This is a genomic window from Saccharomonospora cyanea NA-134 (assembly GCF_000244975.1).
Taxonomy (GTDB): Bacteria; Actinomycetota; Actinomycetes; order Mycobacteriales; family Pseudonocardiaceae; genus Saccharomonospora; species Saccharomonospora cyanea.
The window spans coordinates 2,488,472-2,510,071 of record NZ_CM001440.1 but is presented as its reverse complement, the minus strand read 5'-3'; the positions used below and the strand labels follow the sequence as shown (position 1 = coordinate 2,510,071).

The window sequence follows — 21,600 nt, the reverse complement described above, 5'->3', positions numbered from 1 at the left end:
GAAACAGCGCACTACTCGCGAGTATCCCGATCATCGCGCACGGACCCGACGAGACCACCACAGGGCAGGCAGCTCGGACTCGACCGCCGGTGCCCCTTCCGAAACCGCTGTGGCGGCGTCCCGCCACCGGCGGGCGGGATGAGCCTTCGACACCATCGGGCGATGACGCGCCGCCCGACATGCCTTGGTCACGAACCCGCACGGGCGACGGTTAGGCTCTGGCGCATGGAAAGCCGTCAGCTCGGCACCTCCGGCCTGCGGGTGTCGCGGATGGGGCTCGGCACCCTCTCGTGGTCGACCGGCACCGACGCCGAGGACGCCGCCAACCAGCTCTCGGCGTTCGTCGACGCGGGCGGAACCCTCGTCGACACCGCCGACATCTACGGCGACGGTGAGGTCGAGCGCCTGCTGGGTTCGCTGCTGGGACACCTGGTGCCCCGCGATCACGTGGTACTCGCCACCAAGGCCGTCGCTCGCAGGGCCGACGGCCCGTTCGGGGGCGGCGCCTCACGCGGAGCGTTGCTGTCGGCGTTGGACGGCTCCTTGCGGAGGCTGGGGGTCGACCACCTCGATCTGTGGCAACTGCACGCGTGGGACGCGGCCGTGCCGATCGAGGAGACGCTCTCCGCCCTGGAGTACGCGCTGCGCAGCGGCAAGGTCCGCTACGTCGGTGTGTGCAACTACACAGGCTGGCAGCTCGCGACGGCCGCCTCGGCGCTCGCCGAGGGCCGGATCGTGTCGATCCAGTCCGAGTACTCCCTCCTCGAACGCGGCATCGAACGCGAGGTCGTGCCCGCCGCCACGCACCACGGGATCGGCGTACTGCCGTGGGCGCCGCTCGGCCGTGGCGTGCTCACCGGCAAGTACCGCACCGGCACCCCGGCCGACTCCCGCGGCGCGTCCACCGCCTACGCGGGCTACGTCGAGCAGCACCGCACCGAACGCGCGGCGCGCATCGTCGAGGCGGTCGTCACCGCGGCCGAAGGGCTGGGCACCTCGCCGCTGTCCGTCGCCCTGGCGTGGGTGCGCGATCGACCCGGCGTGGTCGCCCCCATCGTGGGCGCCCGCGACAAGAGCCAACTCGCCGGCTCGCTCGCCGCCGAGAGCCTGACCCTGCCCACTGCGATCAAGGCGGCGCTCGACGATGTCAGCGCCATCGAGTTCGGCTATCCGGAACGGTGGCCCGCATGAGAACACGCACGAGTCTCCCCAAACTCACCTTCGCCGCGCTGGCCGCCGCCCTTGTGGTGCCGCTGGCGGCCTGCTCCGGTGAGGAGGAGGTGACCGACGAGCTGCAGGTGATCGACAACCCCACCGCGGCGACCGCGCCACCGTCACCGGAGACCACGACCGCACCCGAGGGCTCGGTGATCGACGTCGACGGTGACGTCACCGCCATGGCCACGGCGCAGGAGAACGGCGCCGTCGCCGTCGCCGTCGCCGACCCGGCCAGGGTGCTGCTCTACGACCGCGACGCCCTCGCCGGGCCGGACCCCGAGCCCACCGTCGTGGAACTGCCCGGCCCGGCCGAGGACCTCACCGTCGCGGGCGCCGAACTGCTGGCGCCCGTACCGTCCGAGAACGCGCTCGCGCGCATCACCCTCGACGGTGAACTGCGCGTCACACCCGCGAAGGGCGAGCCCACCGGCGCGGCCGTTCTCGACGGTCGCGCACTGCTCAGCCTGCGCGACCGCAAGGGCGTCGGCGTGCTGGACGACGGCCGCCTGGAGCCGGTGATCGCCGGTGGCCTGAACAGCGCGGACGACGTGGTGGTGGTCGACGGGAAACCCATCGTGCTCGACCGGTTGCGCAGCGCCGTGTTCGAGGTTGACATCGAGGGACAGGACATCGGCGTGGGCCTGCGCGCGGGCCAGGGCGCCACGAACGTGGTCACCGACGACTACGACCGGGTGTTCGTCACCGACACCCGCAGCGGCGGCCTCCTGGCGTTCTCCGTCGACCCGCTCCTGCTGCGCCAGCTCTACCCGGTCCCGGGCGGTGTCTACGGCATGGCCTACGACTCCGAGCGCGACCTGCTGTGGGTGACCCTGACCGCACGCAACGAGGTCGTCGGCTTCGACGTGCGCGGCGAGGAGCCCACGGAGCGGTACCGCTATCCCACCGTTCGCCAGCCCGATTCGGTTACCGTCGACTCAGAGACGTCCCGAGTCGTGGTGGGCTCGGCGACCGGGGAAGGGATCCAGGTGATCACTCCATGACGAACGCGGAAGCGGTGGTGGACGGCGATTGGGAGTACCGCCGGGTGCAGTTGCCGCCCGGTGTGTCCCGGCTCTCCGCGACCGTGCAACTGTCGATCCAGGCCGAGTTCTCGGGCTGGGAGCTGTCCAACGTCCGGTTGTTCTCCGACGGCACGCGGAAGGTGTGGCTGCGCAGGCGGCGCTCACTCGCGGCGGGACTGCTGCCCGGGATCATCACCTGAGCGTCTCGGCACTGCTCCGGTCACCGCGCGCTGCCCTCAGCGCACCCCCGGCCCACCGTGGCCGGTGTGCAGGAGCCCGTGCGGGTCGGCTCGGCGCCTGACCTCCAGCAACCGTGCGTAGTCGCCGGGGGAGAACCCGGAACGGAGCTCGTCCGGGCCCAGCTCGCGGAACGCGAAGTTGAGCCAGCGGCCCAGCGCGGTGTCGGCGAACAGGGCGAGCGCGTCGTCGTGCAGCTCTCGCACCAGCTCCTCCTCGCCCTCGGCCACCAGGGAGAGGATCGACACGAGGTAGCGGGCGTCGCGGTGGCCGACGGCGTTCGCGGCGCGGGGTGGCCTGGCGAGAGCTCCGCCCAGGTGTCGCAGCCCCGCCACGGTGAACACCCGCGCGGAGGGTCCGGCCGCCTTCGTCAGCCCGGCGAGCGCTTTCGGGTCGAGCTCGCGTACGAGGACGTTGTCGCCTCGGTAGGGATGCGGCTGCTCCGGTTCGTCGAAGATCGTCCCGGCCCGCGGGTACGGGAGTTCGGCCAGCGTGTCCCGCAGGATCGGCCCGCACGCACGGAGCGGCTCCACCACGGCGCTCCCCTCGCCGGGTGAGCCGAGGTGGACGATCCGGAGGTGGGCGATCGACCGGCCACGCAGTTCCCGCGGCAGCTCCGGCACGTCCGGGTAGGTCAGCAGGGACACCGCGGAGGTCATCTCCTCCGGGACGTCGGCGGTCCACCGCCGCCAGGCGTCCAGCACGTCGGGAGCCTGCTCGACGTCGACCAGCAGGCTGCCGCCGTAGACGTGGGTGACCGGCACCAGGCCGATCTCCATGCCGGTGACCACACCGATGTGCCCTCCCCCACCGCGCAGAGCCCAGAACAGGTCGGGCTCGGACTGCTCGGTCACCTGCCGCAGCCGCCCGTCGGGAGTGACCACGTCGAGCCTGTGCACGTGGTCGGCCGCGAAGCCGTACCGGCGGGCCAGCAGGCCCAGCCCGCCGCCCAGAGTGTAGGAGACGGCGCCGAGGTCGGGGAAACTCCCGGACAGCGGTGCCAGTCCGTGGGGGGCCGCCGCCTCGACGACGTGACGCCACGTCGCTCCGGCCTCGACCCACGCGGTGCGGGACTCCGGGTCGATCCGCACGCCGGTCATGCGTCGCGTGCTGACCAGCAACCCGTCGGTGGGCACGGCGTGGCCGTGTCCGGTGGCCTGGACGGCGAACGGCGTCCGGTGAGCGGCGGCGTACTCCACGGCGGCGCTCACGTCGTCGGCGCAGGTGGCGGCGACGATCGCGGTGGGGCGGTGCGGGTGGTGCAGTTGGAACCCGGTCCGCTCGGCGTCGTAGCCGCTGGACGCGGGGCTGAGCACGGCGCCGCGGACGCGTGCGGCGAGCCGCTCGATGTCGCTGTTTCTGTCGGTCATGCCCGGCACGCTAGGAGCCGTTGCGGACAGGAGTTGTCCGCAAGGCGAGGCATTGTGTGTTCGTGGTGAACCAAGGAGGTGACCGGGTGAGCGAGAGCATGCCGTCCCGCCTGCTGCGGCTGCTGTCGCTGTTGCAGGCGCGGCGGGAGTGGTCGGGCGCCGAACTCGCCGCCCGGCTCGGAGTCACCGACCGGACCGTGCGCCGCGACATCGACCGGCTGCGCGCACTGGACTATCCCGTGCGGAGCGCTCCCGGCACCGCGGGCGGCTACCGGCTGACCTCCGGCCGGAACCTGCCCCCGCTGCTGCTGGACGACGACGAGGTCGTGGCGGTGGCGCTCGGCCTGGTGACGGTGGCGGGTGCCGGGGTCACCGGGGTCGCGGAGAACGCCGTGCGAGCCCTGACGAAGCTGGAACGTGGTCTGCCCGGCCGGCTGCGGCCGAGGCTCGCGGCCCTCGGGGGCAACGCCGTGGCCGTGGCGCCGGGTGAGGCCCCGGGAGTGGACCCGGCGGTGCTGGCCGTGCTCGCCTCCTGCTGCCGTGACCGGGAGATCGTGAGTTTCGACTATCGCGGTCGAGCCGGCGTCGACAGTGCGCGGCGGGTCGAACCTCACCACCTGGTCACCATGCGGGGTCACTGGTACCTCGTCGCCTACGACCTCGAACGGCGGGACTGGCGCTCGTTCCGCGCCGACCGCCTCGCCCACCCTGCGCCCACACGCCACCGGTTCGTCCCTCGGAGACTGCCCGCATCGGACCCGGCGGCCTATCTGACCCGGTCCTTCGCCGCCGCCGAGTACCGGCACAGCGCCCGGCTGGTGGTGTCGCTTCCTGCCGAGGAGGTGCGACGGCGGGTGTTCTCCAACGTGCCGGGCGAGATCGAGGCCACTGGCGCGGACACGTGCGCCGTGCGGCTCAGCGCGGAGGCGGCCGAACTGGTCGCGCAGTACGTCACGGTGATCATGGCGCTGGACGCCGACGTGACACTGGTGGCCGCCTCCCCCGAGGTGGGGCACAGGCTGCGGTCGGTGCGTGACCGGCTCCCGAAGTGAACGGGTCGTCGGCTCAGCGGAACCGTTCGGGATCGCCCGCGCCCTCGCGCACGACCTCCGGTGCGCCCTCGGAGAAGTCGACCACGGTGGTGGGTTCCACGCCGCAGTCGTCGGAGTCGAGCACGACGTCCACCACCGTGTCGAGACGTTCCTTGATCTCCCAGCCCTGCGTCAGCGGTTCGTCCTCACCGGGCAGTAGCAACGTGCTCGACACGATGGGCTCACCGAGCTCCGTGACGAGCGCCTGGGCCACGGCGTGGTGTGGGATGCGCACCCCGACCGTCTTCTTCTTGGGGTGCGCCAACTGACGCGGCACCTCTTTCGTGGCGGGCAGGATGAAGGTGTACCGGCCGGGCACGGCCGACTTGATGGCCCGGAACGCCGCGTTGTCGAGGTGGACGAACTGTGCGAGCTGCGCGAAGTCGCGGCACACGAGCGTGAAGTGGTGTCGTTCGTCCAGTTTGCGGATCGTTCGGATGCGGTCCATGCCTTGCTTGTTGCCCAACGCGCAGCCGAGCGCGAAACAGGAGTCGGTGGGATAGACCACGACACCGTCCGAGCGCAGGATCTGCACCGTCTGCGCGATCGCGCGCGGTTGCGGGTTCACCGGGTGTACGTCCACATACCTCGCCACGCGCCCCAGGCTAGGGGCTTCCGGCGGGAATGGCCACCGTCAGCGAACCTCGACGAACCACTCGCGGCCCAGGACCAGCCCGAACACCGGCGCGGGCAGGCGCACGAGCAGCCGGAACACCGACGCCATGCGGCCCTGTCCGTTCACTTCGGACTCGTGTGCGGCCAGCGCGGCCTGCTTGCGCCGCGCGAAGCGCCGCACGGTGAAGGAGTGTGTGATCGCCGCTCGCGGGCTGTAGACACCGGCGAGAGTCGTGTCGTCGAATCCGGGCGCGATTCGAAGCACACGGAGCAACCGTGCGACTCGGACGAGCGCGTCGCGCGGCATCGTCGCCTCCAGCAGTCGCACGGACCCGGCGAGCCGGACGGCTCTCCGGCCGACCTCGTGCACCTTCACGTGGTCCCGGTGGCCGTAACCACCGTTCGCGTCGTAGCTCAGGAGCACGTCCGCGTTCTCCTCCCGCAGCAGTGCTGCCAGGCGCCGCGCCGCCTCCTCGGTGTCGGCCCGCGCGAACCGGGTGCGGTCCGGCGGGTCCGGGCAGAGGACGGGCCCGTGTCCGCTGTCGGCGTAGCCGAGGTGTTCCACCCGGGCCACGCCGAGAACGGCCGCGCTGGCACGCAGTTCGGCCAGCCGGGGCGCGCCTCCGGCAGGCACGCGGTCCATGAGCCCGTCGGTGGCGACCACCAGCACCACCCGGTGACCACCCGCGGCGGCACGGGCCAGCGTGCCACCGGTCAGCAGCACCTCGTCGTCGGGATGGGCATGGAACGCCACGATCGTCGGCATGGTCCCCATCCTGCCCCGGCGGCCGACGGTGGCTGGCAGAATGTGCGCACATGACCGAACAACCACAGCGCCCCCAGGTCGACCTGTCCCGACGACGTCTGCTGTCGGTCGCTCTCATGACGGTCGTGGGGATCGCGGTGTTCGTGATCGCGATGGTCACCACCGAGCCGAACTGGATGATGTGGTTCTTCGGCATTCTCATGCTGGCGTCCGCGCTCGCCTTCTGGGTGACCTACGCCCTGTACCGGCTCAAGCAGCGCGACACCGGGCAGTGAACCCGCCGGTCTCACCCGGTGCGCCGCGTCGTCACCCGCCGGTACACGCGGCGTGCGACTTCGGCCGCCGGTGAGGCCGAGACCGCTGTCCGCGCCGCGGCCACCACTGCGCTCCAGGCGGGCCGGGACCGTTCCTGCGCTGGTTCCGGTTCCTCCGGTGTCCGGCTCACCAGGCGGGCGAGTGTGTCGACGGCGACCTCCAGCAGCTGCGCGTCGGTCACCTCCCGGTACGGCTGTCCGTCCGCCGGGCCGGGCAGCAGGTCGTCGAGGTCGCCGACGACGTCGTAGCCCGCGGCGGTGATCTCCTCGGCGAAGCGGCGCGCCGTGTGGGCGGCCCAGTCGTGCGCGTCCAAGGGCAGTCTCGGCCGAGGTGAGCGGCGCCGCGCCAGGATCGTCGCCGCCAGGTCGTCCTTGACGACAGCGGCGTAGTGCGGCCAGTCGACGTCCTCGCCGAGGGCGGCGTTGACGCGGCGCAGCAACTCGGTCTCGACGTGGCCGAGGGAGTGGTTACGCCTGCCCAGATCCGTGTCGAGCACACCGGGGTCGAGCCCGAGCACGCCGGCGAAGCGCTCCCACAGCACGCGCGTCGAGGCTCCGCCCCGGGGAACGGTCACCACGTGCACGCGGTCGGGCGGCAGCGACTCGCCCCACGTCCGCAGCACGCGGGGCAGGTCCTGATAGTCCCAGAACACCCGGCCCGTGTGCGTCAGCTCGGGTGCGCGCACGGCGTCCAGCAGCTCGGTGAATCCGGTGGTGTGCCGGGTCTTGACGTTCTCCTGCCACACCGACGGCACCTGGCGCGCGAAGTCCCGCGCGGTGCAGACCACGTGTATCTCGGCGTCGAACCCCGAGGTGACCCGCCGGGCCTCCTCGGGGGAGGCGGCGGCGAGCAGTTCCGAGGAGAACACGGCGTCGCCGGGCCAGGATCCGACCGACTCGGCCAGGCGCGACCACGAGCCCGCCACCCCGGGTTCGTCCCACTGCCGGTACCGCTGCGCGTGCACGTCCATGGCGGCGCGGTGCTGCGCGGCCTCGTCCTCCCCCGGATACAGCAGCCCGTGCGTCGCGAGCACGTTCCGGTGGTGCCACATCAGCTCCTGCAGCGATGTGGTGCCGGTCTTCGGAAGGCCGATGTGGAGGAAGACGCGCCGGGCGGCCTTCGGCGGGGTTGCTGAGGTCATTTCTGAGGGCATTGCCCCCGCATCGTAGTCACACGAGTCCCAGCACATCATCTGGCCGCGTGTACCTCTATAGTGCGAATCTCCACCGAAACGAATGCGAATCGTTACATCGGTTCGCTGTGTTCGCCGACGAGGAGGAACGACGCATGTCACCCATGCCGGCCGTCGCACTCGAAACGGGCGCCACCGTGTGGCTGACCGGCCTGTCCGGGGCCGGGAAGTCGACCGTGGCCCGCACCATCGCCGACGCCGTGCGCACCAACGTGGAGGTGGGCGTGCTGGACGGTGACGACCTGCGCGGCACGATCTCCTCCGACCTCGGGTTCTCCGCCGACGACCGGCACCGGCACGGCGTCCGCGTCGGCTACGTCGCCGAACTCCTGTCGCGGCACCGCGTGCTGACCCTCGTGCCCGTGATCGCGCCCTACGCGCGCACCCGCGAGGCGGTCCGCGCCCACCACGAGCGACAGGGCACACCGTTTCTGGAGGTGCACGTCAACACCCCACTGACGGAGTGCGCGCGGCGCGATCCGAAGGGCCTCTACGCCCGCGCGGAGGCCGGAGAGATCAACGGACTCACCGGTGTCGGCGACACCTACGAGGTACCCGCGGAGCCGGACCTGCGCGTAGACACGAGCGTGGTGACGCCCCGGCAGGCGGCTGAGACGGTGATCACGCTGTTACACAGGCGTGGTCTTCTGTCCACAATGCACCCCCCGTCGGCGGTTGACCTGCGACAGTGACCCACACCGACCTGCCCGACCCCACACTCGACGCGCGATCACTGGGCTACGCTCCCTCCGACGGCACCCTGGTCCGCGACGCCCCGTTCCTCTCCGACGTGCTGCGGGAGACCAGGAGCACCTACCTCTGGTGGGCTTGGGGGGCTCCGTTGTTCGCCCTCCTGGTACTCGGCGCCCTTCTCTTCGGTGGCCCGTGGATTCCGTCGCTTCTCGCGCTGGTCGGCGTGCTGCTGCGTTGGGGTTGGGTGTTGTGGCGCCTGCCGTTTCACCCAACCCTCACTGAGGTGGCCGAGGTGCCGATCCGGTCGGCGCACCTCGCTGCCGACGACATCGTGCTCACCCGGTGGTTGACCGCTGTGCGCGTCGACACGCCCGCGGGTGAAGGATGGGTGCACGGGGCTCCCACGCTCCCACAGGGAACTGTTGTTGCGGCATCGGCGCGTGCACCTCGTCGCTCGACCCGGCTCGCGGCGCGTGTTGCTCCTGGTTCCCGGCTCGCTCGCCGTGCTGGGGGTGCGACTGCGCGACGCTCCTCCACGGGGCGGCCACCCCAGCCCACTCCACCGGACCATCTCGTGTCCGCCGTCCCGGCCCTGGACGAGGGGCTCTCGCTGTGGGCCCGCTTCACCGTCCGAGCCACCCTCCTGCTGGCCGGACTCGCGGTCGTGCTGGGCGCCGCGATGGGGACGCTGTCCTTGCTACCGCTGTTCGACGCCCGGCCGGATGTCGATCCCGTATGGAGCGTGATCGGGCTGCCCGTCGCCGTGGTGTGTGTCCTCTGGAGTCTCCGAGTGGCGTGGTCGACGGCCTCCCTGGACCGGCGATTCCGCCGGGCTCGCGGCTGGTGGTCGTTGCCCGCCCGCGTCGATGAGCTCGGTGTGGACGGCCCCGAGCGCTACACGTTCACGGCGACCGTGTGGCATCCCGCTGGGCAGGCCGAGCAGGTCACGGCATCCGGGTCACCCGCGGACTTCGTCGCAGCCGTGGCGGAGACGGGTGTGCTGTGGGTTCTCGACTCCACCCTGGACGCGCCGGTCTGGACCGTGGGTGTGCCCGGCCACCCGGTGTTGACCGTCGTCGGCCGCGGGTGCTGAACACCGTCGAGTGATCGGGCACCACGGGTGTCAGGCGCGTTGCTCGGCCTGCACCAGTGCCCGCTCGGTGAGCACCCGGGCGAGGTGTGCGCGGTAGGCGGCCGTGGCGTGGGGTTCGTCGGCGGGGCTCGTTCCCTCGGCGGCCAGGGCCGCGGCCTCGACGATCGACGCGCCGTCGGCCAGGGCGCGTTCGGTGGCCTCGGCCCTGATCGGCGTGCCCGCCATGTTGATCAGACCGACGTTGCGGCCCTGCACGGCGACGCCGACGATGGCCCAGTCGATCGCGCGGCGCGTGAACTTCTCGAAGCCCCACCCCGCGTCGCCTCGCCGGGGCAGGCGGATCTCGGTCAGCACCTCGTCGGGTTCGAGCGCGGTGGTGAACGGCCCGAGGAAGAACTCCCCCGCCGCGACGGTGCGCTCACCGTCACGACCGCGCACCACGAACTCGGCGTCGCAGGCCAGCAGGGCCGCGGGCAGGTCGGCCGCGGCGTCGCCGTGTGCCACGGAACCGCCGATGGTGCCGCGATGCCGCACCTGCGGATCGCCGATCACCCCGGCCACGTGCGCCACCAGAGGCGCGTGCTCGGCCAGCACAGGATCGCGCACCAGGTCGTGGTAGCGGGTCATCGCCCCGATGGCGACGACGTCACCGTCGAGGCGCACGTACGACAGCTCCGCCAGCCCCGCGATGTCCACGACGATCTCCGGCGCGGCCAGCCGGAGCTTCATCAGCGGCAGCAGCGAGTGCCCACCCGCCAGTAGCTTCGCCTCGTCCCCGTGTTCGGCCAGCACGGCCAGCGCATCGTCCACGGAGGACACTCGACGGTAGCGCAGGGTCGCCGGGATCACTTCTCGACCTCCTGCCCGGACGCGGCCATCACCGCGTTGACGATGTTGTGGTAGCCGGTGCAGCGGCAGAGGTTGCCCTCCAGGCCCTCGCGCACCTGCTCCCGCGTCGGCTCGGGGTTCTCCTTCAGCAGCGACGCCGCCGCCATGATCATGCCGGGGGTGCAGAACCCGCACTGGAGGCCGTGCTGCTCCGAGAAGGCCTCCTGCAGCGGGTGCCGCTGGCCGTCCTCGCCGGGCAGCCCTTCCAGTGTCGTGACACGATGGCCGTCGGCCTGCGCCGCCAGCACCGTGCACGACTTCACCGACTCGCCGTCGAGCAGCACCGTGCACGCTCCGCAGGAGGTGGTGTCACAGCCGACGTTGGTGGCGGTGAGCCCGGCGACGTCGCGCACGAAGTGCACGAGCAGGGTCCGGTCCTCGACCTCCTCGGTCACCGTCCGTCCGTTGATCTCGATCGTGACGCGCAACGCTGTCAGTCCGCCTTCCCTACTCGCGTCGGTGCCTGTGCTGCTGCCTCTGATATCGCCTCCCACACCCGCAGTGGGGTCGTGGGCATGTCGACGTGGGTCACGCCGAGGTGTGACAGCGCGTCCACCACCGCGTTCTGCACCGCGGGGGTGGAGCCGACCGTGGCCGACTCGCCGATGCCCTTGACCCCGAGCGGATTGCGGTCGGTGGGCGTGACCATGTCCACCAGTTCGAAGTCGGGCAGCTCGGCGGCCGTGGGGAACGAGTAGTCGGCGAGCGTGGCCGTGGTGGGGTTGCCGTCAGGGTCGTAGTGCATGACCTCCAGCAGTGCCTGGGCCGCGCCCTGCGCGAGGCCGCCGTGCCGCTGCCCGGTGAACGTGACGGGGTTGAACACGGGGCCCGCGTCGTCGACGGCGACGATGCGCCGCAACGTCACCTTGCCGGTGAGTGTGTCCACCTCCACCACGGCCAGGTGCGCGCCGAACGGGAACGTGGGCGACACCTCGTCCGCCCACACGTCGGCCGACAACTCGCCGTCGCCGGCGCGTTCGGCCAGCCGCGCCCAGCTCACCTCGCCCGCCGACGCCGCGCCCCGCACCCGCCACGTGCCCGAAGCGGTGTCCAGTTCGAGGTCGTCCGGGGAGGCCTCCAACTCGTCGGCGGCCAGCCTGCGGGCCTTCTCGATCACCGCGTCGGCGGCCTTACGCACCGCGGACCCGCCGTACTGCAGCGACCGCGACCCCATCGTGCCGACACCCTTGGGGATCTCGTCGGTGTCGCCGTGCCGCACGGTGATCTTCTCCATGGGCACGCCGAGCCGGTCGGACAGCAGCATCGCGAACGTCGTGTGGATGCCCTGCCCGTGCGGCGACACGCCGGTGTAGGCGGTGACGGTGCCGTCCGGGTTGATCTCCACCCGGCCGCTGTCGCCGCGCGCGTCGGCTCCGGTGATCTCGACGTAGGCCGACATCCCGAGTCCCAGCGCGATCGGGTCGCCCTCCGCCCGCCTGCGGGCCTGTTCCTCCCGCAGCTGGGCGTAGCCGGCCGCCTCCAGGACCTTGTCCAGAGCCGCGGCGTAGTCACCGGTGTCGTACGTGGCGCCCGTCGGCGTCGTGTGGGGAAACGCGTCGGGCGGGACGACGTTCTTCCTCCGGACCTCGGCCGGGTCGACGCCGATCTCGGCGGCGAACAGATCCATCGCCCGCTCCACCGCCGCGGTGGCCTCCGGCCTGCCCGCGCCACGGTAGGCGGCGATGGGAGTGGTGTTGGTGACCACCGCCCGGCTGACCGTCTCCACCTTCGGGAACCGGTACACGCCCGGGGCCATCATCTCCGTCAGCGTCGGCAGGTACAGCGTGCGCGGGTAGGCGCCCGCGTCCTGCACGACCTCCAGCCGGAACGCCAGCACGGTGCCGTCGCGGCGACCCCCGATCGTGACCGTGTTGCGCTGCGCCCTGCCGTGCGTCATCGACGTCAGGTTCTCGCTACGGCTCTCCGACCACCGCACCGGGCGGCCCGCGCGGCGCGCCGCCCACGCCAGCACCACCGGCTCCGGGTCCGTGCCGATCTTCGCGCCGAACCCCCCGCCGACGTCGGGAGTGACGATCCGGACTTCTCCCGCGCCGAGGCCGAGTCCCTTCGCCACGGTCGAGCGGGCGAGGTGGGCGTTCTGGGTGGACAGCCACAGGGTCACGCGACCGTCGTCGCCCCAGGCGCACGCCGCTCCCCTGACCTCCAGCGGAGCGGGCGCGACCCGCTGGTTCACGATGGTCCGGCTGACCACCACCTCGCAGTCGGCGAAGGTGTCCTCGGCGAAGTCACCGCCATGGGTCTGGACCACGTTGCCGTCCAGCTCCGGATGCAACACCACCTCGCCGGACAGGGCCGTCTCGATGTCCGCCACGACGTCGAGCGGCTCGTAGTCCACGTCGACGAGTTCGGCCGCGTCCGCGAGCTGGTACGGATGCTCGGCGAGGATCAACGCCACGGGTTCCCCGACATAGCGAACCACGCCGTCGGCCAGCCACGGCTGCGGCACCGGCCCGGCACGCCCCGGCGCCAGGTCGAGATCGGCGGCGGTGTACACGGCGACGACGCCGGGCGCCGAGGAGGCCTCCGAGGTGTCGATCGAGGTCACGGTCGCGTGCGCGATCGGACTGCGCACGAACATCGCGTGGACGGCGCCGGTGAGCGCCTCCTCACGAAGGTCGTCGATGTAGGTGCCACCCGTCGTGATGAGTTTGTCGTCCTCGACGCGGACCACCCTGGTACCGACGATGCTCACTGTAAGCCTCCCACTACGACTCCGGCGACGATCATGCCGAAGATCCCCAGCGGGCGCCAAGGCCGGACTCGTATCTCACACACACGTACGCAGCTCGGGGGCACGCCGCGCGTGGTCCCGGGAAGCCTCAGGCGAAGGCGGCACCCGCGAAGTGCTCGTGCAGGCGAAACGCGGTTTCCCGCTGGTGTTCGGCACGCGTGAACAGTGCGTCCAACTCCGCCGGATCCAGCCTGCCGTCCCGCTGGGCCCGCGACCGCAGGCTCCGCCACAGCCCGGCCTTGGCCGTGACCTGCATGGCGAGTCCCTCCAACTCCAGCACAGGGCTCGACGGCGACGACGCCAGCACCCGGCCGTTGAGCTTGAGTCTCCCGAGCTTCTCCGCGGCCCACGCCGCGGTGGCCTTGTAGGCGCGGACGGGCACTTCCAGATCGGCCATGATCCTGCGCAGCGTCCGCAGGTCCTCCGCCAGTTCCTCGGCCAACGCGGCCAGGTCGGCCGCCTGGGCCGAGCCGCGCTGCTGGGAGGCCAGCCGCCGGGCCAGTTCCGCGCCACCGACGGCGGCGGCGTGGTGGTCGTTGAGGTAGGTCGCCAGGACGAGGTCGACGGTGTCGGTGCCGAGCATGGCCGCCGGATACCCGCTGCGCCGGTTCCGACACGCGCCACTCCCCGACAGCACCACCACGCGCGACCCCACCGGGAGCGGCGTCAGTCCGAGTACAGCGCCGCGTGCGCGGCGCGCATCAGCCTGCCGTAACCCGCCCCGGTCACGCCCGCCCTCGCGAGCGCGGCCTTCGCGGCGTTGGCCCCGGGTCCACCATGGACGGCACCACCGGGGTGGGCCGACGCGCCGGCGAGATACAGCCGGTCGATCGGCGTGTCGGAGCGGCCCAGCCCGGGTACCGGCCGGAAGACGAGCTGCTGGTGCAGTGCCGCCGTTCCCGCGTTGATGGCACCACCGACCAGGCTCGGCTCGGTGGCGTGCAGATCGGCGGGACTCATCAGGTGCCTGCTGCGGACACGTTCGGTGAAGCCGGGCGCGTGCCGTTCGATGATGCGTTCCATCCGGTCGGCGAACCGGCGCGTCCGGTCGGCGTCCCACTCCAGTCCCTGAGGCACGTGCGTGTACGCCCACGCCACCTCGGTGCCCTCCGGTGACCGCGTGGGGTCGCTGGTGGTCATCTGGCCCAGCACGAGCAACGGTTCGACCGGCACCCGTCCCGAGGTGAGTTCGGCACTGTAGCGGGCGAGGCCGTCGAGGTCGTTGTCCAGATGCACCGTTCCCGCGCGAGCGGCATCCGGGTTGCTCCACGGAATGGGCCCGGACAACGCCCAGTCCACCTTGATGGTCGAATCGTCCCACTGGAAGCGGTCCAGATCGGACAGCAGGCGGGCGGGAAGGTGTTCCCGGCCGACCAGGTCCAGGTACAGCGAAGGCGCGGGCACGTCCGCCAGCACCGCCCGGCGAGCCCGTACGAGACCACCGTGGGCGTCCTGCACCCCGAGCGCCCGGCCTCCGGCCACCAGCACCCGGGTCACCGGACGTGAGCACTCGATGCGTCCGCCGCGCGTGCGCAGTCGGGTCGCCAACGCGTCCGCGAGGCCACCGGCTCCGCCCTCGGGCACGGGGAAGCCGACGTCCTGGCCGAGCATGCTGAGCAACCAGCCGAACACCGAACTGCCCGCCGCGAGGGGGCCGAGGTCACTGTGCAGCGCGTTGCCCGCCAGCAGCAGCCGCGCTCCGTCGCCGTGGTAGGTCTCCGTGCCGAGCGTGCCCACCGGGGTCGCCAGCATGCGCGCGAACCTCAGCCCGTCAGCGACACCGAGCGTGCGCGCCAACCGCACCGCCGCGCGAACCGGTGGAAACGGTGTGAACAGCAGATCGAGAAACGGTTCCTTGACCCGCAGCCACTCGTCGAACTGCCTCCGCCACGCCTCACCGTCCCGAGGGTCGAACGCGGACACCGACGCGGCCGTGGCGTCGAGATCGCGGGACAGGAGAGCGACCCGGTCGTCGGGCAGCACGTGCGCGAGCACGGCGGGCGCGTGCCGCCAGCGCAGCCCGTACTGTTCCAGGTCCAGCCCACGCATGACCGGCGAGGCGACGGACATCGGGTAGAAGGCGCTGAACACGTCGTGCCGGAACCCCGGTTCGGTCAGTTCCGCGGTGCGGACCGCTCCCCCGACATACGGCGTGGCCTCCAGCACCAGGACGTCCCAGCCCGCATCGGCCAGCAGGTTGGCGGCCACCAGCCCGTTCTGCCCGGCTCCGACGACGACGGCGTCCACCGTGCCGTAGGCGCTGCTGTCCGACCCCGGTGCCTCCACGGCCCTTGACGTACCCACTGGGCGAAACCCTACACACACCGCGAAGCATGCGGCCCGCGTTTCACCGCGACCGCGCCCGGGGATCTCCCAGGACATGGCAGTGGGCCCGAAAATCGTCGTGACCGGAGCGACCGGCAACGTCGGCACGGCATTGCTACGGCGGCTCGCACTCACCACCGACCGGCACGTGGTCGGCATCGCCCGGCGGGCCCCCACCGCCGCCGGCGAACCGTACCGGCATGCCGACTGGGTCTCGTGCGACCTCGGCGACCCCGACGAGGCCGCACGGCTCACCGCCGTCCTCGACGGTGCCGACGCCGTCGTCCACCTCGCGTGGGCCATCCACCCTCGGCGCGACGACCCGCCGATGTGGCGTACCAACGTCGCGGGCACCCGCCACCTGCTGCGCGCCGTGGCCCGCGCCGGCGTGCCCAAGCTCGTGGTGGCGTCGTCGGCGGCCGCCTACTCACCCGCGCCGCGATGGTCACGGGTGAGCGAGGGCTGGGACCGCGGCGGCATCGACGGCAGCGCCTACAGTCGCGGCAAGGTGTGGCTGGAACGCCGCCTCGACGAATTCACCCGGCAGCACCCCGACATCACCGTGACCCGCCTGCGGCCGTGCGCGATCCTGCAACACGACGCGGCAGGCGAGTTCGCCCGCTGGCTCCTCGGCAGGCTGGTACCGGGCCGCTGGGTCGGCAGGCCATGGCTCCCACTGCCCCTGTGGCCCCATCTCCGCGCACAGATCGTCCACGCCGACGACGTCGCGGCCGCGGCCGTCGCCGCGCTCGACCGCGACGTGGAAGGCGCTTTCAACCTCGCCGCCGAACCCGTGCTGCATGCCGCCGACATCGCCACCGCGGTCGGCGGTTACCGCCTACCCGTGCCCAAGACGATCATGGCGGTCGGCAGCAGTCTCGCGTGGCGGACCGGGCTGCACCCACTGCACCCCGGCTGGCTGGAACTCCTCGACAAGGCCTCCCTCGTCGACACCACCCGCGCGAGGAACGAACTCGACTGGGTCCCGGCGCACGACGCGATGGAGACGGTGACCGCCCTGGCGTCCGGGCTACGCGAACACGCGGGCACATCGAGCGCCGCACTCGCGCCGGAGCCGACGGCACCGCTGTGGCGGCGCTGGACCTCGGCGTCGTGGGGCCGGCCCAGCCACCAACCGCAGGGCTGACGGTCATCCGGAGGCGAAGCCGGGCCGGGACCTCCCCTGCCCTCTGGACTCCCGGTTCACGGCGATGTCCTCCAGCCTCGCGAGCGCCTCGACGTTGCGGGGCTTGAGGAGGAGCGCCTGCACGGGCGCCGGGAGAAGCGCCGCCGGGCCGCTGACCGCCTCCTCACCCATGGTGACCCTGGTTCCCCGGTCGCCCTCGGGAGTCAACGTGAGACGGACCCGCCCTCGCCCCAACACCCACAGCCGCGCCGTGAGCTCGATCATCCGGCCCGGGTCGACCGCTGTCACCAGGGAGACGTCCGGCACCAGCAACGGCCACATCCCCGCCTTGTGGTGAATGCGACTGCCCTCGGCGGGCCAGGCCGCGTCCACGTCCCTGATGTGCGCGTTGCCGACCACCCACCCGGCATACGTCCAACCGTCGGCGAGAACTTCGTACACCCGCTCCGGCCGCACGGGCATCAACCGACTCACCTCGATCATTTCCGCTCCACCTCCACGTCCGCAGTACCCGGACCGCGACCAGTTGACTCCTGTCGTGGGCGAGGTGATCCGGACTGCACACGGTTCACCGCCGTCACCCGGCGCCGTAGAGTGTGGCTCTCGATTCGACGTCGAAGGGGGATCATGAGCACCCGACGTGGTCCGATCGCGGCACTCGCCGACTTCGTAGCCCGGTGGTTCGCGGTACTCGTGGTGGTCGGCGGGTTGGTCGGGCTGGTGTTGCCCGCCCAGACGGCGGTGCTCGCGGACGCCGTTCCCCTGCTGCTCGGCGTGATCATGTTCGGGATGGGACTGACGTTGCGGGTGAGCGACTTCGCGCTCGTGCTGCGACGCCCCTGGGCCGTCCTGGTCGGACTGTGCGCGCAGTTCCTCCTCATGCCGCTGGCGGCGGTGGCGGTCAGCTGGCTGTTCGGGTTGTCCGGCCTGCTGCTGGCCGGGATGGTGCTGGTCGGTGCCGCGCCCGGAGGCACCGCGTCCAACGTCATCGTCTACCTCGCCCGCGGCGACGTCGCCCTGTCGGTGACGCTCACGTCCGTCGCCACGATGCTGGCACCGCTGATCACTCCCTTGTGGGTGTTGTGGCTCGCGGGCTCGGACCTGCCCGTGGGTTTCGGGGACCTGTTCTTCTCCATCGTGCAGGTGGTGCTCGTCCCCGTGCTGGCGGGCGTGGTCGTGCGTGCGCTGGCAAGCCCGTTCGTGGAGCGGATGACGCCGTACCTGCCTCTGGTGTCGGTCACCGGCATCGTCGTCGTGGTCGCCGGGATCGTCGGAGCCAACGCCGACGCGGTGGCCACCAGCGGACTGTTGCTCGTCGGGGCGGTCATCCTGCACAACGGGCTGGGACTGGGGCTGGGCTACCTCACGGCGAAGGCCCTCCGGCTCGACGAGACCGCGTGCCGCGCGGTGAGCGTGGAGGTCGGGATGCAGAACTCCGGGCTGGCGGCCAGCCTCGCGACCTCCCACTTCGCCCCTCTGGCCGCGTTGCCCGCCGCGCTGTTCTCCGTGTGGCACAACGTGTCCGGCTCGGCGTTGGCGACCTACTGGGCCAGGCGTCCGGCTCGCGAACCCCGGCAGCAGTCCGCCTCGGCGTGACACCGGGGGATCACGGTTCGGCGCTGTCCTCGCCGAGATCGAACGGGAAGAACTCGAACCGCAGGATCTCGTGGCGGGCGACGGCCCGCAGCACCCCCGCCGTGTCACGGCGGCGCAGCCCGTCCAGGGTGCGGGCGAGTTCCTCGGCAGCCCGGGCCGGATAGCCGTCGGTCTGTGCCAGCGTGCGGTGCAACTGGGAGATCTCCCAGCCGTCCCCGCTGCCACTGCCCGCGGGCACCGCGAGCGTGATGTCGAGCAACCAGCGCGACGGTTTGCCCGTCAGCGCGGGCGTCTGGTGACTCTCGATGCCCGCGATGTAGTCGGCTCTGACCAGACCGCCGGTGATGGTGGCGACCCAGATGTTCTCCAGCCCCATGTCCGTGCAGGTACCCGGAGGTGGGGCACTACATACGTGGTGCGAACCCGCAGGGGTCTTCCAGGCCCCTACGTATAGGCCGTTATACACACTCGATTGTCACCCGATCCGGTGGTTGCCGCTCCGTTACCGCCGGGAGCACGGCGTCACCGGAGTGGCCGACGCTCGCCGACGGATTGGTCACCGCGGGAACGGGTACCACAGCCGAGATGATGCTCCCTCGACTACTACGCGCCTCCGAGTCCGTGGACCGCCTCGACGGCGTGACCGAGAAACTCGCTCACCGCCTACGCCGCCTGTTGCGGGGCAACGTCGTGGACGATGCCCTGCGAGGTGCCTGGATCGGGCACCCCGCGCACCCGCTCATCATCACCGTGCCCATCGGGGCATGGGTCTGCTCCGCAGCCTTCGACGCGCTCGGCGACCGCGAGGCCGCACGCCGGCTCATCGCCATCGGCGCCCTCACCGCACCGGCCGCCGTCATCACCGGACTGGCGGAGTTCTCGCACCTGTCCACCGTGCAGCGACGCGTCGGCGCGCTTCACTTGACAGCCAATCTGGTGGCACAGACGTGTTACCTTGCTTCGCACCGCTGCCGGACCCGGGGCTCCCACAGCGCCGGAATACTGTGGAGTGCCCTCGGCCTGGCCGCGGTCGCGGCGGGCGGCGCGCTCGGCGGTCATCTGTCCTACGCACTCGGCGCGGGCGTGTACGAGTGGCAGGAAGGCCCCGAGCACTGACCCCGCGGTCGTGATCTCGAGCGACCACGCCGAGGAGGTCCTGGCATGACGGTGACCCTCGTCCACGGAACGTCCTTCTGCGTGTGCGGAGACGACGGCGAGTTCGGCGGCACGCTCGCCCAGGGGACGTTCTACCAGGACACCCGAATACTGTCCGGCTGGAACCTGCGGGTCGACGGCAAACCCGTCGAACCGATCACCGTGCAGACACCCGAGCCCTTCCACGCCCGGTTCGTCGGCCGCGCCCACTCCGGCGAGGGCGAAGGCGAGAGCTCGCTGCTGGTGCGCAGGGAACGCTACATCGGCGGCGGCATGCGCGAGGACCTCATCCTCCGCAACTACGGCCGCACGAAGGTCACCTGCACCGTCAGCGTACGAGTGGCCGCGGACTTCGCCGACGTGTTCGAGGTCAAGGCGGGACGCATCCGGGACAAGGGACACCACGCGGTGGAGGTCACCGGCACCGGACTCCACCTGACCCGCTACCTCGACTCCACCAGCAGGGGTGTGCGCATCACCGGGCAGACCCTGGACGGCAGCGCCGCCGAGTACTCCCGCGACCGCGTCAGCTTCCGTGTCACCGTTCCGCCCGGTGGGGAATGGTACGCCTCCGTGGGCGCTCTGCCCGTCATCGACGGCACACCGATCACCCCGCTGTTCCCGAGGGAACGCCCCGTCGAACACTCGCGCCCCGCCGTGCTCGCCCGCCGCTGGCGCGAGGAGAGCCCCGTGCTGCGTTACTCCGACAACCGCTCGCTCGCGAACACCCTGCAACGCAGCCGCGAGGACCTCGGCGCCCTGCGCATGTTCGACCCCGACCGCCCCAACGACGTCGCCATCGCCGCGGGCGCGCCGTGGTTCATGGCGCTGTTCGGGCGTGACTCGCTGCTCGCGTCTCTCATGTCGCTGGCGATCGACCCCGCACTCGCCCTCGGCACCGCACAGACCCTCGCCCATCACCAAGGCACCAAGGTGGACCCGGACAGCGAGGAGGAACCCGGCCGCATCCTGCACGAGGTGCGCTTCGGAGCCGACATCTCCCTCGCCCTCGGAGGCAGCCACATCTACTTCGGCACCGCGGACGCCACACCGCTGTTCGTCATGCTGCTCGGCGAACTCAGCCGCTGGGGCATCGGCAGGGACCGCGTCGAGGCGCTGCTCGGGCACGCCGACCGCGCACTCGACTGGATCGACCACTACGGAGACCGCGACGGCGACGGCTTCGTCGAGTACCACCGCGCCACGGAACGCGGGCTCGTCAACCAGGGCTGGAAGGACTCCTGGGACGGCGTGAACTTCGCCGACGGCACCATCGCCCACTCCCCGATCGCGCTGTGCGAGGTGCAGGGCTACGTCTACGCGGCGTTCGTGGCGAGGGCGGAGATGGCCGAGAACTTCGGCGACCACGAGGGAAGCGGGTACTGGCGGCACCGCGCGGCCGAGATGAAGAAACGATTCAACGAACGGTTCTGGCTTCCCGAACTCGGGCGTTATGCGCTCGGTCTCGACGGCGACAAACGCCCCATCGACTCCGTAGCGTCTAATATCGGTCACTGCCTGTGGACAGGAATCGTCGACGAGTCCCGCGCCGCCTCCGTCGCGGATTCCCTGTTGTCACCACAAATGTTCAGCGGCTGGGGAATTCGCACCCTGTCCACGGACATGGGCGCCTACAACCCGATGAGCTACCACAACGGCTCCGTGTGGCCGCACGACAACGCCCTCATCGCGGCGGGCCTCATGCGCTACGGGTTCGTCGAGCACGCCCAGCGCGTCGCCGTGGCCGTCTTCGACGCCGCACAGGCCTTCGACGGCAGGCTTCCCGAGCTCATGTGCGGTTTCGACCGCTCCGAGTACGACACGCCCGTCCCCTACCCCACCTCGTGTTCGCCGCAGGCGTGGGCGTCGGCCGCACCGGTGCACCTGCTACGCACGCTGCTGCGCTTCCAGCCCTCACTCCCCCACCGAAGACTGCGGGTTTCCCCGGCACTTCCGGATTCCTTCGGAGCGTTACTGATCGATGACGTTCCGCTCGGAGGAAGCCGCATTTCCATCGAAGCGAAGGGAACCGACGTCCGCGTCGGACACCTGCCTTCGGGGATCGAATTGGTTCATTAGGTAGAAGGACGTTCGGGACCTCGTCGTTTACCCCACCGCCCCACGG

General features: G+C 71.3%; 22 protein-coding genes. 11 read left to right on the top strand and 11 right to left on the bottom strand.

The features are described from left to right. Positions 1-225: 225 nt before the first annotated feature. The 3 genes from SACCYDRAFT_RS11785 to SACCYDRAFT_RS11775 are packed head-to-tail and all read left to right on the top strand — an operon-like array spanning position 226 to position 2,440. Entirely contained in the window at positions 226-1,191 is a 966-nt protein-coding gene (locus tag SACCYDRAFT_RS11785; protein WP_005456394.1) for an aldo/keto reductase, read from the top strand. Then, on the top strand, positions 1,188-2,219 hold the full coding sequence (locus SACCYDRAFT_RS11780; RefSeq protein ID WP_005456393.1) for a YncE family protein: 1,032 nt from the start codon (positions 1,188-1,190) through the stop codon (positions 2,217-2,219). Before SACCYDRAFT_RS11785 ends, SACCYDRAFT_RS11780 begins: the two co-directional genes overlap by 4 nt. After that, positions 2,216-2,440, top strand: coding sequence for a DUF5703 family protein (locus SACCYDRAFT_RS11775; RefSeq protein ID WP_005456392.1), 225 nt, complete (start codon positions 2,216-2,218; stop codon positions 2,438-2,440). Before SACCYDRAFT_RS11780 ends, SACCYDRAFT_RS11775 begins: the two co-directional genes overlap by 4 nt. A gap of 36 nt (positions 2,441-2,476) precedes the next feature. Here SACCYDRAFT_RS11775 and SACCYDRAFT_RS11770 read toward each other — a convergent pair whose 3' ends face one another. Beyond that, a complete protein-coding gene (locus SACCYDRAFT_RS11770) occupies positions 2,477-3,847 on the bottom strand; it encodes an FAD-binding oxidoreductase (protein ID WP_005456391.1) in 1,371 nt (456 codons plus the stop codon). 86 nt (positions 3,848-3,933) lie between these two features. Between SACCYDRAFT_RS11770 and SACCYDRAFT_RS11765 the strand changes: the two genes are divergently transcribed. Next, the gene (locus tag SACCYDRAFT_RS11765) at positions 3,934-4,899 is read left to right on the top strand and encodes a helix-turn-helix transcriptional regulator (RefSeq protein WP_005456390.1); all 966 of its coding nucleotides are present in this window, start codon (positions 3,934-3,936) and stop codon (positions 4,897-4,899) included. 13 nt (positions 4,900-4,912) lie between these two features. Here the strand turns inward: SACCYDRAFT_RS11765 and SACCYDRAFT_RS11760 are convergent, their stop codons facing one another. Together SACCYDRAFT_RS11760 and SACCYDRAFT_RS11755 are read right to left on the bottom strand one after the other, a co-directional pair. After that, entirely contained in the window at positions 4,913-5,533 is a 621-nt protein-coding gene (locus SACCYDRAFT_RS11760) for an L-threonylcarbamoyladenylate synthase (RefSeq protein WP_005456389.1), read from the bottom strand. A gap of 39 nt (positions 5,534-5,572) precedes the next feature. Further along, positions 5,573-6,319, bottom strand: a complete 747-nt coding sequence (locus SACCYDRAFT_RS11755; protein WP_005456388.1) for a PIG-L deacetylase family protein — start codon at positions 6,317-6,319, stop codon at positions 5,573-5,575. Positions 6,320-6,369: 50 nt separating this feature from the next. Here SACCYDRAFT_RS11755 and SACCYDRAFT_RS11750 point away from each other — a divergent pair, with 50 nt between their 5' ends. Further along, the gene (locus SACCYDRAFT_RS11750) at positions 6,370-6,594 is read left to right on the top strand and encodes a hypothetical protein (RefSeq protein WP_005456387.1); all 225 of its coding nucleotides are present in this window, start codon (positions 6,370-6,372) and stop codon (positions 6,592-6,594) included. A gap of 11 nt (positions 6,595-6,605) precedes the next feature. On the opposite strand, the gene SACCYDRAFT_RS11745 is transcribed toward SACCYDRAFT_RS11750, so the two are convergent. After that, on the bottom strand, positions 6,606-7,775 hold the full coding sequence (locus SACCYDRAFT_RS11745; RefSeq protein ID WP_043536408.1) for a hypothetical protein: 1,170 nt from the start codon (positions 7,773-7,775) through the stop codon (positions 6,606-6,608). Between the two features lie 146 nt (positions 7,776-7,921). Between SACCYDRAFT_RS11745 and cysC the strand changes: the two genes are divergently transcribed. Both cysC and SACCYDRAFT_RS11735 read left to right on the top strand, forming a co-directional pair. Beyond that, a complete protein-coding gene (gene cysC / locus SACCYDRAFT_RS11740; protein WP_005456385.1) occupies positions 7,922-8,518 on the top strand; it encodes an adenylyl-sulfate kinase in 597 nt (198 codons plus the stop codon). After that, positions 8,515-9,612, top strand: coding sequence for a hypothetical protein (locus SACCYDRAFT_RS11735; RefSeq protein WP_005456384.1), 1,098 nt, complete (start codon positions 8,515-8,517; stop codon positions 9,610-9,612). Before cysC ends, SACCYDRAFT_RS11735 begins: the two co-directional genes overlap by 4 nt. Before the next feature lie 30 nt (positions 9,613-9,642). Here the strand turns inward: SACCYDRAFT_RS11735 and SACCYDRAFT_RS11730 are convergent, their stop codons facing one another. The 5 genes from SACCYDRAFT_RS11730 to SACCYDRAFT_RS11710 form a co-directional block, all read right to left on the bottom strand. After that, positions 9,643-10,461, bottom strand: coding sequence for an FAD binding domain-containing protein (locus tag SACCYDRAFT_RS11730; protein ID WP_005456383.1), 819 nt, complete (start codon positions 10,459-10,461; stop codon positions 9,643-9,645). Continuing rightward, complete coding sequence (locus SACCYDRAFT_RS11725) at positions 10,458-10,928, bottom strand: (2Fe-2S)-binding protein (RefSeq protein WP_005456382.1); 471 nt, start codon at positions 10,926-10,928, stop codon at positions 10,458-10,460. The genes SACCYDRAFT_RS11730 and SACCYDRAFT_RS11725 overlap by 4 nt, the downstream gene beginning before the upstream one ends. A 5-nt stretch (positions 10,929-10,933) precedes the next feature. Beyond that, positions 10,934-13,213 (bottom strand): xanthine dehydrogenase family protein molybdopterin-binding subunit, encoded by a 2,280-nt coding sequence (locus SACCYDRAFT_RS11720; protein ID WP_005456381.1) that lies wholly within the window; start codon positions 13,211-13,213, stop codon positions 10,934-10,936. A 127-nt stretch (positions 13,214-13,340) separates the two neighbouring features. Beyond that, a complete protein-coding gene (locus SACCYDRAFT_RS11715; RefSeq protein WP_005456380.1) occupies positions 13,341-13,835 on the bottom strand; it encodes a hypothetical protein in 495 nt (164 codons plus the stop codon). Positions 13,836-13,918: 83 nt separating this feature from the next. Then, positions 13,919-15,556: a phytoene desaturase family protein gene (locus SACCYDRAFT_RS11710; protein WP_005456379.1), complete on the bottom strand. Its 1,638-nt coding sequence runs from the start codon at positions 15,554-15,556 to the stop codon at positions 13,919-13,921. A gap of 76 nt (positions 15,557-15,632) precedes the next feature. Between SACCYDRAFT_RS11710 and SACCYDRAFT_RS11705 the strand changes: the two genes are divergently transcribed. Next, a complete protein-coding gene (locus SACCYDRAFT_RS11705) occupies positions 15,633-16,724 on the top strand; it encodes an NAD-dependent epimerase/dehydratase family protein (RefSeq protein ID WP_043536406.1) in 1,092 nt (363 codons plus the stop codon). 3 nt (positions 16,725-16,727) lie between these two features. Here the strand turns inward: SACCYDRAFT_RS11705 and SACCYDRAFT_RS11700 are convergent, their stop codons facing one another. Further along, positions 16,728-17,207: an SRPBCC family protein gene (locus SACCYDRAFT_RS11700; protein WP_005456377.1), complete on the bottom strand. Its 480-nt coding sequence runs from the start codon at positions 17,205-17,207 to the stop codon at positions 16,728-16,730. Between the two features lie 144 nt (positions 17,208-17,351). Here SACCYDRAFT_RS11700 and SACCYDRAFT_RS11695 point away from each other — a divergent pair, with 144 nt between their 5' ends. Next, positions 17,352-18,320 carry a bile acid:sodium symporter family protein gene (locus SACCYDRAFT_RS11695; RefSeq protein WP_005456376.1) on the top strand — a complete coding sequence of 323 codons (969 nt, stop codon included), beginning with the start codon at positions 17,352-17,354 and terminating at the stop codon, positions 18,318-18,320. Between the two features lie 10 nt (positions 18,321-18,330). Here the strand turns inward: SACCYDRAFT_RS11695 and SACCYDRAFT_RS11690 are convergent, their stop codons facing one another. Beyond that, the gene (locus tag SACCYDRAFT_RS11690; protein ID WP_005456375.1) at positions 18,331-18,696 is read right to left on the bottom strand and encodes a hypothetical protein; all 366 of its coding nucleotides are present in this window, start codon (positions 18,694-18,696) and stop codon (positions 18,331-18,333) included. A 209-nt stretch (positions 18,697-18,905) separates the two neighbouring features. On the opposite strand from SACCYDRAFT_RS11690, the gene SACCYDRAFT_RS11685 reads away from it, so the two are divergent. Next, entirely contained in the window at positions 18,906-19,436 is a 531-nt protein-coding gene (locus SACCYDRAFT_RS11685; protein WP_005456374.1) for a DUF2231 domain-containing protein, read from the top strand. A gap of 45 nt (positions 19,437-19,481) precedes the next feature. Further along, a complete protein-coding gene (locus tag SACCYDRAFT_RS11680) occupies positions 19,482-21,554 on the top strand; it encodes an amylo-alpha-1,6-glucosidase (protein WP_005456372.1) in 2,073 nt (690 codons plus the stop codon). Positions 21,555-21,600: the final 46 nt, after the last annotated feature.

Coding starts and splice junctions, on each gene's coding strand:
- SACCYDRAFT_RS11785 (WP_005456394.1), top strand. CDS start 226: ATGGAAAGCCGTCAGCTCGGCACCTCCGGCCTGCGGGTGTCGCGGATG.
- SACCYDRAFT_RS11780 (WP_005456393.1), top strand. CDS start 1,188: ATGAGAACACGCACGAGTCTCCCCAAACTCACCTTCGCCGCGCTGGCC.
- SACCYDRAFT_RS11775 (WP_005456392.1), top strand. CDS start 2,216: ATGACGAACGCGGAAGCGGTGGTGGACGGCGATTGGGAGTACCGCCGG.
- SACCYDRAFT_RS11770 (WP_005456391.1), bottom strand. CDS start 3,847: ATGACCGACAGAAACAGCGACATCGAGCGGCTCGCCGCACGCGTCCGC.
- SACCYDRAFT_RS11755 (WP_005456388.1), bottom strand. CDS start 6,319: ATGCCGACGATCGTGGCGTTCCATGCCCATCCCGACGACGAGGTGCTG.
- SACCYDRAFT_RS11750 (WP_005456387.1), top strand. CDS start 6,370: ATGACCGAACAACCACAGCGCCCCCAGGTCGACCTGTCCCGACGACGT.
- SACCYDRAFT_RS11745 (WP_043536408.1), bottom strand. CDS start 7,775: ATGACCTCAGCAACCCCGCCGAAGGCCGCCCGGCGCGTCTTCCTCCAC.
- cysC (WP_005456385.1), top strand. CDS start 7,922: ATGTCACCCATGCCGGCCGTCGCACTCGAAACGGGCGCCACCGTGTGG.
- SACCYDRAFT_RS11715 (WP_005456380.1), bottom strand. CDS start 13,835: ATGCTCGGCACCGACACCGTCGACCTCGTCCTGGCGACCTACCTCAAC.
- SACCYDRAFT_RS11705 (WP_043536406.1), top strand. CDS start 15,633: ATGGCAGTGGGCCCGAAAATCGTCGTGACCGGAGCGACCGGCAACGTC.
- SACCYDRAFT_RS11700 (WP_005456377.1), bottom strand. CDS start 17,207: ATGATCGAGGTGAGTCGGTTGATGCCCGTGCGGCCGGAGCGGGTGTAC.
- SACCYDRAFT_RS11695 (WP_005456376.1), top strand. CDS start 17,352: ATGAGCACCCGACGTGGTCCGATCGCGGCACTCGCCGACTTCGTAGCC.
- SACCYDRAFT_RS11690 (WP_005456375.1), bottom strand. CDS start 18,696: ATGGGGCTGGAGAACATCTGGGTCGCCACCATCACCGGCGGTCTGGTC.
- SACCYDRAFT_RS11685 (WP_005456374.1), top strand. CDS start 18,906: ATGATGCTCCCTCGACTACTACGCGCCTCCGAGTCCGTGGACCGCCTC.
- SACCYDRAFT_RS11680 (WP_005456372.1), top strand. CDS start 19,482: ATGACGGTGACCCTCGTCCACGGAACGTCCTTCTGCGTGTGCGGAGAC.